Here is a 14,878-nt window from a genome sequence, read left to right as displayed (position 1 = left end):
AGCCTAGCGCATCTATCGGCTAATGCATCATGGCCTAGGGCTCGGCCAGCCAATCGTTGGCGGCGCGGATATCGGCATCGCTCAAGCGCCCGCTCCAGCGGTGCAGCACCAGCAGGCTGGTGATGTATTTGTAATACGCCTGGGAAAGGTCGCGCCGGGCGCGGAATTCTTCCTGAATGCTGTCCAGCACATCCACAGCATTCTTGACCCCAAAACCAAAGGCCTTTTCCGTGGCGACGCGCGACTTGCTGGCCGAATCCAGCGCCTGGCGCGTGGCCTTGATGCGGCTGATGCCCGAATTCAGGCTCAGGTACGCCACCCGCGTTTCCCGCTCCACCTGCCGGCGCAAGGCTTCGAGTTCCTGCTCGGCCACTTCCTTGTCGCCATACAGCGACGACACCCGGGCGCTGGTCGAACCACCGCTGTACAGCGGAATCTGCACGTCCAGCGAGCCCACATAGCTGTCAGTGCGCGGGTTCAGCGAACCTTCGTAACCAATGTCACTGCGCTGCGCCGTGAGGTTAAGGCCCACACGCGGCAGATGCCCGGCCTTGGCTTCGCTAACGGCGGCTTCGGCTGCCTTGATCTGCAACTGCCGTGCGCTGATGGCCGGGTTGTTGTGCAGCGCGGTGTCCACCCAGTAATCCTGCTGCTGGGCTGGCAGGGTGAACACCGGCGATGCGGCGATGCGTTTGAACGGCTCGACCACCGGCCGCCCCACCAGCTCGGACACCGCCTCACGAGCGGTCAGCACCTGGTTTTCGGCGTCGATCAGGTTGGCTTGCAAGGTATCGCTGCGCGCTTGCAGTTCGAGCACGTCGGTGACCATCGCCATTTTTCGCCCGAACAACGCATCCACTTGCTGCTTGTTGCGCTCGGTGGCCTGCAGTTCGGCTTTGGTGCGTTCGAGCTCGTCTTCGGCGGCCAGCACATCGAAATAACGCCCGGCCAGATCGATGCTGCTTTGAATCCGCGCATCTTCAGCCTCGAAAGTGCTTTGTGCGGCCAGCGCCTCGAATTTCTTGTAGCTGCGCCACACCTGCGGGTCGTAGATGGCCTGGCTAATCCCGAGTGCATAGCGTTGGCCGTTATAGGTGTCGCGGCTGAACTCGTCATCGCGGGTACTGCGGTTGAAACTGCTGTTGGCACTTACCTGCGGCAGCATCTGGCCGAACGCCTCACGGGCGCGCCCTTCACCACTCTGGATCTGCGCCTGGGCCCGCAAAATGCGCGGGTCGGCGCTGCTGGCCTCCTGATGCAGCTGCCAAAGATCGGTTTGCGCCTCGCTCGCCACACTCATTACCGGCAACAGTGCGAATACGCACGCAACGTAAAACTTCACCGTCAATCCTCAATCAGCGAGCGGGCCAGCGCATTGCTTGCCGGTTTGAGCAGGTATTCGAGCAAAGTGCGCGCGCCGGTGTTCAACAGCACCTCGGCGGGCATGCCCGGCACCAGGGTGAGAGGGCCCAAGCGCTCGCGGCCTTTGTCGGTCAGCTCCAGACGGCCGAGGTAATAGGCCTGGCCCGTTTGCTGCTCCACCAGACGGTCGCCAGACACATACACCAGCTTGCCTTCAATCACCGGCGTGGTACTGCTCTTGAACGCGCTGAGGCGAATATCCGCGAGCCGGCCCACGGCCACACGGTCGATATCCTGCGGCGAAATATGCACCTCGATGGCCAGCGCTTCGCTTACCGGCACGATATCCAGCAAGGCCGTACCCGGCCCCACCACTCCGCCGATGGTGTGCACGGTCATGCCCATCACCATGCCCGACTCCGGCGCTAGAATTTCTGTGCGCTTGGTGCGGTCCTGCAACGCCGACAGCCGCTCACGCAGGTCGTACGCCTTGGTGTGCGCTTCGCTCAACTGGTTGGCCACTTCGCTGGCGAAGTTGGTGGTGATCTGCAAAATGCGCAGCTTGGCCTCGCCAATCTGCAACTTGGTGCGCGCGCTAGTGGATTGCTGTTCGGCAATCTCCGCCTGCAGCCGCGACAGGCTGCGCTCCTGCTCACGCAGGCGCTGCTTGTCGACAAAGCCATCTTTGAGCAAGGCGTTGAGGTCGCCGATTTCCTCTTTGTACGAGGCTGCCAACTCTTGCTTGCTGAGGGTGCTGGCTTGCAGACCGCGCATCTGCTCCTGCAACTGCACGATGGTCTCTTGCTGAATGCCCACCTCCCCTTGCAGCGCCGTGCGACGGGTCTGGAACACCCGCGCTTCGCTGTCCAGCACCTCGCGTACACGGGGGTCGCTAACATCCAGCCCGGCCGGTGGCACCAGTGCCGGTAGCCCGTCACGCTCGGCCACCAGGCGCGCTTGCTGGGCCAGGGCGGCACTCAACTGGCTGCGGATCATTTCCGACTCGGCGCGCGCCTGGGTGGAATCCAGCACCAGCAACACATCGCCAGCCTTGACCTGGTCACCGTCGCGCACACGCAGCTCACGCACAATGCCACCTTCCAGGTGCTGCACGGTTTTGCGGTAGTTCTTCACCGTCACCACACCCGGCGCCAGGGCGGCGCTATCGAGCGGCGCGAACGCGGCCCAACCGCCAAATACGCCGAAGGTGGCCAGCAGAATCAGATAACCGATGCGACGCGTCGGTCGATCATCGGTCGCCAGGTTGTTCAGGCGGGCGGAATGATCCATCGCGTTCGCAGTACTCATGGTTGTTGGCTCGCCCGATTGGTTGGCAGTGTGGTTGCCGGGCCTTGCAGTTTGGCCAGTACCTTGTCGCGCGGGCCGTAGAGCGCCAGCTGGCCTTCGTTGAGGGCCAACAGTTTGTCGAGGTGGGCGACGATGCTCGGACGGTGCGTCACCACAAACACCGTGGCGCCGCTTTGTTTGAGCTTGTGCAGGGCTTGGGCCAGCATTTGCTCGCCCGCTTCGTCGAGGTTGGAGTTGGGCTCATCGAGCACCACCAGGCGCGGCGAACGGTACACCGCTCGGGCCAGACCGATGCGTTGGCGCTGCCCACCGGACAGCCCGCCGCCGGACGCGCCGATAACCGTGTCGTAGCCTTGCGGCAAATGCAGAATCAGCTCGTGCACCCCGGCCATGCGCGCGGCCTGCACCACGGCCTCGGCATCCACGTCTTCGAAGCGCGCGATGTTTTCGCTGATGGTGCCTTCAAACAGCTCGATGTCCTGCGGCAGGTAACCCACGTAGCGGCCCAACTCTTCGCGGCGCCATTGGGTAATCTCGGCACCGTCCAGGCGCACTGCACCGGCGGCTGCCGGCCAGATGCCCAGCAAGGCGCGCACCAGGCTGGACTTGCCCGCCCCGCTCGGCCCGATGATGCCCACCGACTCGCCACTGGCCACCTGCAGCGTGAGGTTCTTGATCACCGGCGACGCGCCGCCCGGCGGCACCACGCTCAGGCCTTCAACGCTGATAGCACCCTCCGGCGCCGGCAGCGACATTCGCTCAGGCTGGGCGGCAATCTTTTCCAGCAACTCGTGCAAGCGGGCGTATTGCGAACGCGCGCCGACAAAGCCTTTCCAGCTACCAATCAATTGATCGATGGGCGCCAGCGCCCGGCCCAGCAGAATGGAGCCGGCAATCATCAGCCCGGGGCTGATTTCGTGGTTGATGGCCAGGTACGCGCCCACGCCGAGAATCAGCGACTGCACGATCTGCCTAAAGCTTTTCGACAGCGCCGAAATCAGCCCCGCGCGCTCACTGGCCTGCCCCTGCAATTGCAACACCCGGTCGACCTTGTCCAGCCAGCGCCGACGCAAGTGCGGCAGCATGCCCATGGACTCCACCACCTCGGCGTTGCGCAGGCTTTTGTTGGTAAACCCGGTGGCACTCAGGTGCTCGCGGTTGGCGTCCTGCAGGGCTTTGTGGGTGACCTTTTCGTTCACCAGGGCCAGGGCGGCCAACAACACCGCGCTGATCACGCCCACCCAGCCGTACCAGGGGTGCAGCATAAACATCACGGCCAGATAAATCGGAATCCACGGCGTGTCGAAGAACGCGAACAGGCCATTACCGGTCAGAAACTGGCGCAAGCCACTTAAGTCGCTCAACGGTTGCGCCGAGGCGCGCATACCGCCGCTTTGCAGCGCCTGCTTGAAACTGGCGTCATACAGGCGTTGGCCCAGCAACACCTCAAGACGGGTGCTGATCCGCACCATGATGCGCGAGCGCACCCACTCCAGAGCGCCCATCGTGGACATCAGCAACAGCATGATCAGGGTCAGCATGACCAGGGTCGGCACGCTGGCACTGCCAACGGCGCGGTCGTAAACCTGCAACATGTAGAAGCTGGGGACCAGCATCAGCAGGTTGACGAAAAAACTGAAGAAACCAACGGAAATAAAGCTGCTGCGGCACAGCGTCAGCGCGTGTTCCAGTTCGGTTCTAGGGGTGACAGACATGTGAGCGATTCCCACCCGCCGCCAAGCGGGTTAACGCGAATATGCAGTTCCGTTGCAGCCTGGCTTGAGCAGAACATGAACAGGCCCGACCAGCATTCGCTGACCGGGCCTGAATTGGGGCGATATCTTACCGTTAGCCGAGCACAAGGTCTCCCTCTGTAAGCGTGTTGATACCGACCAATTTGATGGAAAAGTCGGGGGCAAGGGTGCCACCGCTGTTGCCGTGCAGAATCAACCCGGTTTCCCCGTTCTCGTCAAACGCTTGCGCCCACAGCTGCCTGGCCGCCGTGGCCTGATGCTCGGCACCCACACCGTTGAAGGTCCAGCCCTTGAGGAACTTGAGTTCAAGGGTGTCGCCTTCGCTGCTGTTGAAGTCGCTGATCACATCCTTGGTAGTGCCAAGCCCCAGCTCTTTCAACGACGCAAAGCGGAAGATATCCGCCCCGCCGCCACCGACGAGAACATCGGCACCCAGCCCGCCGATGATCACGTCATCGCCCGTGCCACCGACAACCATGTCATTACCGGCGCCGCCATTGAGCACGTTGCCGCCGTCGCTACCGAAGATCGTGTTGTTGGCTGCGTTGCCGGTCAGGTTGAGCTTCAGCAAGCCGGTGTTGAGGGCATAAAGGTCTTCGAGGTGGTTAGCCAGCGTCAGGGTGGTTACTTTGCTGGCGGTGGCCAGCTTGTCCTGCGTTTCCTCGCTGATACGCAGAACCAGCATGTCGCGGTCGCCCTCGCCTTTCTTTTCGCTGATGCTGTCTTGCAGCGCCAGCGTGGCTTTGGTGCCCGAGCCTTTGGTAATCAGGTCCACGAAGTAGGTGTCGTCGCCCTTGCCGCCGATCAGCGTATCGACCTCGCCGCCGCCATCCAGATAGTTGGCGCCGGCATCACCGGTGATGGTGTTTTTCAATGCATTGCCGGTGCCGCTCAGGTTGTCTTGCGCCGCGCCGGTGAGGGTGAGGTTTTCGAAGTTGGCGCCGAGGGTGAACGACACCGACGACTTGATCGTATCAGTGCCTTCGTTGAGGGCTTCGGTCACCACATCGTCGAGGTGATCAACGATATAGGTGTCGTTGCCTTTGCCGCCGGTGAGGCTGTCGGCACCGGCACCGCCGTCGAGAATATTGGCGCCGTCGTTGCCGATCAGCGTGTTGGCCAGTTCGTTGCCGGTGCCGTTGATGGCGGCTTTGCCGGTGAGGGTGAGGTTCTCGAGGTTAGCACCGAGGGCGTAGGTAACTGCCGAGATCACGGTGTCGGTACCGCTGTCGTCATTCTCGATGACTGAGGTGCCTTTTACGCCAACGTAGTAGGTGTCGTCACCGAGGCCACCGCTCAAGGTACTGGCGGTTTTGCCGGCATCCAGGATGTTGTTCTGAGCGTTACCGGTCACGTTGAAAACGCCGGTACCGGTGATTCTCACGTTTTCAACTTCGACCAGGCTAACCGCGGTCAGGTTGATGGCCGAGGCCGCGCTGGCAGTGCCGCCTTTGTAGGTGATACGCAGCGTGTCGTTGCCGGCGTCAGCGACTACGGCGTACCCAGCCATGCCATAGCTGTAGTTGATGTAATCCAGCTCGACCGCCCTGTCGAGGACATACGTGTCGTCACCGCTGCCACCAATCATCTTGTCCATACCGGCACCGCCGTCGAGCACGTCGTTGCCATCGCCGCCGTACAGGGTGTCTTCACCGGCCAGGCCAAACAGCAGGTCATCGCCCTCGTCGCCATAGAGCGTATCGCTACCGGAGTTGCCGGTGATGGTGTCATTGCCGGCCCCCCCTTCAAGGGTGTTGGCGCCGGGATGGACACCGATAATGGTGTCATCGCCGCCCAGAATGGCCGCTTTCTTCGCCGCTGTGGTCTTGGTGAACGCCGCAAGTGCAAGCGCGTCCAGCATCTCCTGGGTAAACACCCCGCCGGTATAGCGGTGCTCAGTGCGCTCGGTTTCGCCTGACACGTTGGTGTTCATGTAAGACACATACGAGAGGCTGTCCAGCGCACCGCTCAGCTCGCCAGTACCGGTGGTGTAGCTCAAGCCGGTCTTGCTGCTCAACGCCAGGCTCTCCTCGGAGCTGCCCTTGATCACGTAGCCCTGGTAGGAGCCGCTGGTTTTGCTGATAAGCGAGGCGCTGTAGGTGGTGATGAAGGTGCTTTGCAGCGAAGCACTCTGATTGGCGCTGGCCTCGTAATGCTCCAGCCCCAGGAACGAAACCTTGGTTGTAGCCGAAATTGTCATTGAGCCGCCGGGGGCTCGCATCAACGTGCTTTGCTGTTGACTGCTCGTGATCTGCGAAATATCCAGAGAGTCTTGGCTATAGGGGTTGCCCGCCAGCATTACCGTGGCCGTGCTCTTTACGGTGTCGGTGGCAGTAATCGGGTTTTCGAAGGATTTTCCCGTGCCCGAACGCACGATAACCAACTTGCTTGCGCTGGCCTCATTCTGGTCCTTCAAGTCAGTGCCGGTAAGCGTGAACGTAGTTGACAGCTGACTGCCGCCACCCGAACTGTTCACAGACAGCGTTGCCTGGGTGTCGGTCAGTTGGCTGGCGGTGCCAGCAGCCATTTCATCGCTTACCACCTTCACCGTAGCACTCACTCCGCTGGCAGAGCCCAGCAGCTTTGCGAGCTTGTCACCGAGGTCCTGCACGAGGGTCGCGGTGCTGTTGGTCTTGATCGTCGCCATGGTCCATCCCTGTCATGAACTTTTTAGTGTGTGCGAGCCGGCTTTTTACCAGCTCTGTATGACTGTCTTACCGCGTGCAAAAAAAGCGTTCTTCAGCCGCTGAATCGGTTGGATCAGGCAAATACAATGTCCGCCCCCGCCAGCGTCGTGGTGCCTATCAATGTGATGGCGAAATCGGCATCCAGGCTACCGCCGCTGTTGCCGTAAACGGTGGTATTGGCGCCATCAACCACGGCCCACAGCTGCTTGGCGCCGGAGGCTTGAGACGCCGTGGTATCGAAACTCCAGCCTTTGAAGCCTTTGAAGCTGAGCACGTCTTCGCCGCTGGTAAAGTCCATGATCAGATCCTGGGCCAAATCCAGACCAAGGTCTTTGACAGAGTCGAAGCGGAAGGTGTCATTACCGGTGCCGCCGAGCATCACGTCCGTACCCAGGCCGCCAACAATCACGTCCTCGCCGCCCGCCCCTTCAATCACATCATTACCGGCGCCGCCGATGATCACGTTGTCGCCATTGTTACCGGTAAGCGAATTGTTGGCAGCATTACCGGTCAGGTTGAGTTTCATGGCACCGGTATTGGTGGCGTACATATTTTCCAGGTTGGCTGCCAGCACCACCGTAATGGTCTTTGCCGCACCGTTAGCGACGTCCACAGCGGGACGATCTGCGTGCAGAATCAACGAGTCGTGGTCGCCCCCGCCTTTGGTTTCGACCACGGTGTCTTCCAGGCCGACAGTGGCTCTGCTGCCTGTGCCCTTGACCGCCAGACTGACGTAGTAAACGTCATCGCCTTTGCCACCAATCAGCTTGTCGACGCCATCCATGCCGGCGAGATAGTTGTTGCCGGTATTGCCTATGATGGTGTTGTTCAGCTCGTTACCAATACCCCACAGGCCTGCGTCGTCGCTGCCGACAAGGGTCAGATTTTCCAGGTTCGCGCCCAGGGTGTAATCGAACGAGGCCTTGACCGTATCAATGCCGGCATTGAGTTCCTCAGTCACCACATCATCGCGATCATCCACGATATAGGTGTCGTTGCCTTTGCCGCCGGCCAGGTTGTCGGCTCCGGCGCCGCCGTCGAGCACATTGGCGCCCTGGTTGCCGATCAGGATGTTTTCCAGCTCATTGCCGGTGCCGTTGATGGCGGCCGTGCCCATCAAGGTAAGGTTTTCGACGTTGGCGCCCAAGGCGTAAGTGATCGAGGAGATAACCGTGTCATTTCCAGGCACGGCGCTTTCGATGACCGTCATGCCTTTAACGGCGACATAGTAGGTGTCGTTGCCCAGGCCACCGGTCATCGTGCTGATGTTTTTGCCCGGTTTGAAAATGTTATCGGCGCTATTGCCCGTTATGTCGAAGACGCCCGTGCCGGTAATAACCACGTTCTCGACACTCGGCAGAGTGAAGAACGTCAGGTCAATGCCGCTGGGGACGGCAATGGTGCCGCCTTTGTAAGTAATGCGCAGCGTGTCGCTGCCGTGATCGGCAGCACCGTTGCGGTTGATCTTGGACAGCTCGTTTTGATCGTCGAGAACATAGGTGTCATCACCGTCACCGCCACTCATCGTGTCCACGTCGGCACCGCCGTCCAGCACATCGTCGCCATCGCCGCCATACAGCGTGTCGGTGCCGCCAAGGCCAAACAGCAGGTCGTTGCCCTCATCGCCATACAGCGTGTCTGCGAAAGCATGCCCTGTCACCCGGTCATTGCCGGCACCTGCTTCCAGGTAATTGTTGTGCTTGGCAACGCCGCTGACGATGTCGTCGCCGCTGAACAGCGCTGCTTTGCGGGTTGCGTAGGTGTCGGCAGCAAGCGCCCCGGCCAACGCGTCGAGAATTTCCGGCGTAAGCGCGCCAGCACTGTAGCGGTGTTCCACCGTCTCGGAATAGCCGTCGGCTTTGGTGGTGTGGTACGAGACATACGAGAGGCTATCCAGCGCCCCGGTAAGCTGCCCCGAACTGGTGTCGTAACTCAGACCGCCTTTGCTATTGAGGGCGAAGCTTTCGGTAGAGTTGCCGCCGAACGGAACTCCATCATAGGTGCCACTATTGGTGCCTTTGAGCGCAACGGAATAGCTATTGATGGTGATGTTTTGCAGCTCGGTCGTGCCGCTAGCCCTGTGATATTGCTCAAGCCCCAAAAAAGACATCGTCGTTGTGCCGACGATGTTCAACGAGGCGCCAGCCATCTTCATCAACGTGCTCTGCTGGCCGCTGCCGACGATCTTGCTAACTTCCAGCGCCGTCGGCGTGTACGGATTGACCGTGAGCGTCACCGCGCTGCTGAAATTGTTTTTATCGGTCTGGGTAATGCCGCTACCGGCATCGAAGGTTTTGAAAGCGCTTGAACGGTCGAACACCAGCTTGCTGGCGTGGGCGAGATCAAAGTCTTTCAGGTCAGTACCGCTGAGCGTGTACTTGATCGCCGACTTTCCATTGTCGTACGCGGTGCTGATGGCCTGAGTGGCCTTGGTATCAGTAATGGCGTACTGGACCGTCTGGCCCGGACCGGCGTCGGCACCGTCGTCCACCATGTAGAAGCCAAGCTCATCGATAGCTTCGCCGGTATGGCTGCCTGCATGAAGCAGATCGAGCAGTTTGGTACCCAGGTTTTCAATAACGACCTTGGTGTCGCTAGTCTTGATTGTTGCCATTTTCTGTCCCTGTTTTACAACGTTGATCCCTGAAGAAACCTGGCCGCGCGAGCGGCCCGTTCAATTGCCTAGGCAAAAACAACATCGGTGGAGGCCAACGTCGTTGTCCCCTGCAACTTGATCGAGAAGTCCGCTTCGAGGCTGCCGCCGCTGTTGCCGTACACAATCGTGTCGCTGCCACTGACCACCGCCCACAGCTGCTTGGCGCCGGTGGCTTGCGTAGCGCCGGTATCGAACGTCCAGCCCTTGAAGCCTTTGAAACTGAGCACGTCTTCGCCAGTGTGGAAGTCGGCAACGATGTCTTGCGTGGTGTCCCGACCCAGGTCTTTGAGCGAGGTGAAGCTAAAGGTGTCGCTACCGGCGCCGCCGGTGAGGGTGTCGATTCCCAGGCCGCCAATGATCAGGTCGTCACCGCCGCCGCCATAGAGGAAGTCGTTACCGGCGCCACCGTTGATGACGTTGTCGGCGTCGTTGCCGATGAGACTGTTGATGTCCACGTTACCGGTCAGGTTGAGTTTCACGGTGCCCGTACCGGAGACATCCAGGTTTTCCAGGTTGGCAGCGGCGGTCAGCGTGGTGGCTTTGCTCGCGGTGGCGAGTTTGTTTTGCGTGTCCTGGCTGATGCGCAGGTACAGCGTGTCGCTGTCGCCTTCGCCTTTCTTTTCGATCACCGTGTCTTCGAGCACGGCGGTGGCTTTGGCGCCTGTGCTCTTGGCCAGCAGGTCGACGATATAGCTGTCGTTGCCGGCGCCGCCGAGCAGCTTGTCGACGCCGCCCGCCCCATCGATCAGGTTATTGCCGCCATTGCCGGTGATGACGTTTTTAAGTTCGTTGCCGATGGCCGAAAGGCCCGCAGGCGTTGAGCCAAACAGGGTCAGGTTTTCCAGGTTGGCGCCCAGGGTGTAGCCCACCGACGACTTGACCGTGTCGATCCCCTCGTTAAGCGCTTCGGCCACCACATCACCCACGCTACCGACGATATAGGTGTCGTTGCCCTTGCCGCCGCTCATGCTGTCCGCGCCGTTGCCGCCGTCGAGCACGTTGGCGCCGTCGTTGCCGATAAGGATGTTGTCGCGCGTGTTGCCAGTGCCGTTGAGGGCGGCTTTGCCGGTCAGGGTGAGGTTTTCGAGATCGCTGCCCAGCACGTAGGTGAGCGACGAAATCACCGTGTCGTTACCGCTGGCCGCGTTCTCGGTGATCGTCACGCCTTTGATGCGCACGTAGTAGGTGTCGTCGCCCGCACCACCACTCAACGTGCTGGCGGTTTTGCCGGGGTCGAACACGTTGGCCTGGGCGTTGCCGATCACGTTGAAGACGCCCGGGCCGGTGATCTGCACGTTCTCGACGTTGGCGAGGTTGGCGTTGGCGGTCATATCGATAAGCGCCGGCGTGGTCGCCGAGCCACCCTTGAAGGTGATGCGCAGGGTGTCATTGCCGGCATCGGCGAAGCCGCCCGAGGCATTGACCTGGGCCAGCTCTGCGGCGTTGTCGAGGATATAGGTGTCATTGCCTGCGCCACCGAACAGGCTGTCGATGCCCGCGCCGCCGTTGAGCACGTCGTTACCGTCGCCGCCGTACAGCGTGTCGTTGCCCGCCAGGCCGAACAGCTTGTCGTCGCCCGCATCACCACTGAGCGTGTCCGCCCCCGCATTGCCGGTGATGCTGTCATTGCCGCCGCCACCGGCCAGGGTGTTGGCGGTTTTGCTTGCGCCGGTAATGCTGTCGTCGCCGCCCAGGATGGCGTCGTAGGCCAGGCTGGCACTGTTGGTAAACACGGCTTGCGCCAGGTCATCGAGCATCTGCTGGGTAAACACGCCAGCGGTATAGCGGTGCTCGAAGGCCACGGTAAAACCCTGCTGAGTCTGGGTCGCCGCCAACACGTAGGAGAGCTTGTCCACCCCGCCAGTCAGCACGCCGCTGGTTACGTCGTAGCTCAAGCCACCCTTGCTGGTCAGCGCCAGGCTGTCTTCGGAACTGCCTTTGACGGGGCCGTTGACGGAGCCGTTGGTGGTGACTTTGACCGCTGCGTTGTAGGTCTTGATGGTGGTGCTCTGCAGCTCCGAGTCATCCGCATCGTAGGGCACATAGCGTTCCAGCCCCGTAAACGACAGGGTCGTGGTCGTGACTTGCTTTACCGAGCCAGCGGCCGCTTTAAGCAAGGAGCTCAATTGCTGATTGTTGGAAATCTGCGAAATCTCCACGGGATCGCGGGCGTACGGATTACCCGAGATCGCCAGCGTGCCCGTGCCCTTTACGGTGTCCGTGCGGTTGAAACCGTTGGACTGAGACAGCCAAGTGCCCGACTGCGTAACCTCCAGCCGCGTGGTATTCGCCACCTCGTCATGGGTCAGCTGCGTGCCGGTCAGGGTAAAGGCGGTCGTGACCCCACTGTTGGTGACGCTCAACACGGCCTTGGTGTCCGTTACCTGGGGAGGGGTTGCCCCGCCACTGCCAGCCTCCATGGCAGTGCCCACCACGTCCAACGCACCGACGGCCCCGGTGCCGGAGCCGAGCAGGTTGATAAGCTTCGTGGCAAGGCCATCGGCAAGCGTTGTGGTGTCACTGGTTTTGATCGTCGCCATGTTCTATCCCTGCCGTGGAGCGCGCGTGTGGGGTGAGCGGCTTGGCATCACTGCCTTGCCGCGTGCTCAGTCATCGGATCGGTTAGCGCTGTTCAGATGAAGCTGACATCGCTGGCAGCCAGCGTCGTCACGCCCACCAGCTTGATGGAGAAGTCCGCGTCCGGCGTTCCGCCACTGTTGCCGTACACAATCGTGTCGCCATTGTCGACCACCGCCCACAGCTGTTTGGCGCCGGTGGCTTGCGTAGCGCCGGTATCGAACGTCCAGCCCTTGAGGCCTTTAAAACTGAGCAGGTCTTCGCCGCTGGTGAAGTCGGTGATGATGTCTTGCGTGGTGTCCAGGCCCAGGTCTTTTAGCGAGGTAAAGCTGAAGGTGTCGCTACCGGCACCGCCGGTGAGGGTGTCGGCACCGAGGCCGCCGATGATCAGGTTGTCGGCATCGTTGCCGGTGATCACGTTGTTGGCGGCGTTGCCGGTCAAGTTGAGCTTCAGGTCGTCGGTCTGGCTGGCGTCCAGGTTTTCCAGGTAGTTGGCCAGCGTCACGGTGGTGACCTTGGTCGCCGCATCGAGTTTGGTGTGGGTGTCCAGGCTCGCACGCAAAATCAGCGTGTCATGGTCGCCCTCGCCTTTCTTCTCGGTGATGCTGTCTTCCAGGGCAGCGGTCGCCTTCGTGCCCGTGCCCTTGACGCTCAGGTCGACCAGGTAGGTGTCGTTACCTTGGCCGCCGGCCAGCTTGTCGACACCGGCACGGCCGTCGATTGTGTTGTCGCCCGCATCACCGATGAGGGTGTTGTTCAGTTCGTTGCCCGTTGCGGACGTGTCGGCCGCCGCCAGACCGGTCAGGGTCAGATTTTCCAGGTTGGCGCCCAAGGTGAAAGACACCGACGACTTCACGGTGTCGATGCCGGCATTGAGCGCTTCGGTCACGCTGTCACCCAGGTTATCGACGATATAGGTGTCATTGCCCTTGCCCCCGGCCAGGCTGTCGGCACCGCTGCCGCCGTCGAGAATGTTGGCGCCGTCGTTGCCGGTCAGCACGTTAGCCAGCGCGTTGCCGGTGCCGTTGAGGGCGGCTTTGCCGTTCAGGGTGAGATTTTCCACGTTGGCGCCAAGGGCGTAGGTGATGGAGGAAATAACCGTGTCATTGCCGTTGGCGCCATTGGCGTCGTCCTCGATCACGGTGGCGCCCTTCATGCGGACATAGTAGGTGTCGTCGCCCGAATAGCCGTTCAACGTGCTGGCGGTGTTGCCGGCATCGAGCACGTTGTCGGCGTCGCTGCCGATCACGCTGAATACACCGGTACCAGCGATGGTCAGGTTCTCGACGTCGAAGAGCACCTGGATGTCGGCCGGCGTGGCGACAGAGCCGCCCTTGTAGGTAATGCGCAGGGTGTCGACGCCGTCGTCCAGATACCCCGATACACCATCAAAGTTGACCCGCTCCAGATCCTGGGCATTATCGATGACATAGGTGTCGTTACCAGCGCCGCCCACCATCACATCGACACCGGCTCCGCCATCGAGCACGTCGTCGCCATCGCCGCCAAATAACTTGTCATTGCCGCTCAGGCCGAACAATTTGTCGTTGCCTTCGTCGCCGTACAGCTCATCGGCCGCAGCCCCACCGGTAACGCTGTCGTTGCCGGCACCTGCTTCGATGTAGTTAGCCTTCTTGGCATCACTGGTAATGGTGTCGTCGCCGCCGAAAATCGCCGCTTTGCGCGCGGCATAGGTGTCGGCGAAGGCACCGGTGGCAAAGGCAGCCTCAGCCAGGGCGTCGAGCATGTCGGCGGTGAACGCACCACCGGTGTAACTGTTACTAAACGCCGGTATGACAAGGTCGTTGGAGCTGGTTGTCTTGGCGGTATAGGTCAGCTTGTCCAATGCGCCGGAAATCGAGCCGGTGCCGAGGTCATAACTCAAACCACTGGCACTGGTGAGGCTGATGTTTTCCTGGGCGGTGCTGTTAACGAAGGCGCTGGTGGACGTGAGCTTCACGGCGCTGGTGAAACTCTTGACCAGGATGCTTTGTTCGAACGTGTTGCCGGCGCCATCAACGCCGAACTGTTCCTCGCCGCGAAACGACACTGTGGTGCTCTGATTGGTTTTGCCCTGACCACCGTAATTGATCATTTGTTGCGTGGAGTAAGCCGCCTGTGTGACTGCCATATCGTCGGGATCGTACGGGTTGCCCGTCAGCGCCAGGGAGCCGGTCGATTTGTACGTGGCGACCGAGGTAACGCCATTGGCCGAAAGCGTGGCCGTACCGTTCAACACCAACTTGGAGGCCTGCGCCTGCGCCTGGTCTTTGAGATGGCTGCCCGTGAGCGTGTAGGTTATCAACGAGGTCAGGTTGGGTGCCTGTTGGCTAACGGTTTCAGTCATCTTGGTGTCGGTAATCGCGTACGGGTCCGCTCCGGATGCAGCGCCGTCAGTGGCCAGGTCCTTGCTGATCTGACCGAGTGAGCTGCCGACAGAGGTGCCGTTTTTCAGCAGGCTGGTCAGTTGCAAGCCGAGGTTGTCAACGACCGTTCTGCTGTCGGTCGTTTTGATCGTGGCCATTGTTCAGTCC

Annotated in this window: 7 protein-coding genes; all 7 read right to left on the bottom strand. The window is 60.9% G+C overall.

The genetic code is table 11. The features are described 5' to 3' along the window. Positions 1 to 34 precede the first annotated feature (34 nt). On the bottom strand, positions 35 to 1,342 hold the full coding sequence (locus tag PKE98_RS19540; protein ID WP_271196997.1) for a TolC family outer membrane protein: 1,308 nt from the start codon (positions 1,340 to 1,342) through the stop codon (positions 35 to 37). Between the two features lie 2 nt (positions 1,343 to 1,344). Further along, positions 1,345 to 2,670, bottom strand: coding sequence for an HlyD family type I secretion periplasmic adaptor subunit (locus PKE98_RS19535; RefSeq protein WP_271196996.1), 1,326 nt, complete (start codon positions 2,668 to 2,670; stop codon positions 1,345 to 1,347). Next, positions 2,667 to 4,385 carry a type I secretion system permease/ATPase gene (locus PKE98_RS19530; RefSeq protein ID WP_271196995.1) on the bottom strand — a complete coding sequence of 573 codons (1,719 nt, stop codon included), beginning with the start codon at positions 4,383 to 4,385 and terminating at the stop codon, positions 2,667 to 2,669. Before PKE98_RS19530 ends, PKE98_RS19535 begins: the two co-directional genes overlap by 4 nt. 133 nt (positions 4,386 to 4,518) lie before the next feature. Beyond that, entirely contained in the window at positions 4,519 to 7,071 is a 2,553-nt protein-coding gene (locus PKE98_RS19525) for a calcium-binding protein (RefSeq protein WP_271196994.1), read from the bottom strand. A gap of 113 nt (positions 7,072 to 7,184) precedes the next feature. Then, the gene (locus tag PKE98_RS19520; protein WP_271196993.1) at positions 7,185 to 9,725 is read right to left on the bottom strand and encodes a calcium-binding protein; all 2,541 of its coding nucleotides are present in this window, start codon (positions 9,723 to 9,725) and stop codon (positions 7,185 to 7,187) included. Between the two features lie 68 nt (positions 9,726 to 9,793). Further along, positions 9,794 to 12,307: a calcium-binding protein gene (locus PKE98_RS19515; protein WP_271196992.1), complete on the bottom strand. Its 2,514-nt coding sequence runs from the start codon at positions 12,305 to 12,307 to the stop codon at positions 9,794 to 9,796. A 92-nt stretch (positions 12,308 to 12,399) separates the two neighbouring features. Next, complete coding sequence (locus PKE98_RS19510; protein WP_271196991.1) at positions 12,400 to 14,868, bottom strand: calcium-binding protein; 2,469 nt, start codon at positions 14,866 to 14,868, stop codon at positions 12,400 to 12,402. Between the last annotated feature and the right edge of the window lie 10 nt (positions 14,869 to 14,878).

The organism is Pseudomonas turukhanskensis, assembly GCF_027922365.1.
GTDB classification, from domain to species: domain Bacteria; phylum Pseudomonadota; class Gammaproteobacteria; order Pseudomonadales; family Pseudomonadaceae; genus Aquipseudomonas; species Aquipseudomonas turukhanskensis.
The sequence above is the reverse complement of the archived record's forward strand: the minus strand, read 5'-3'. Positions and strand labels throughout refer to the sequence as shown.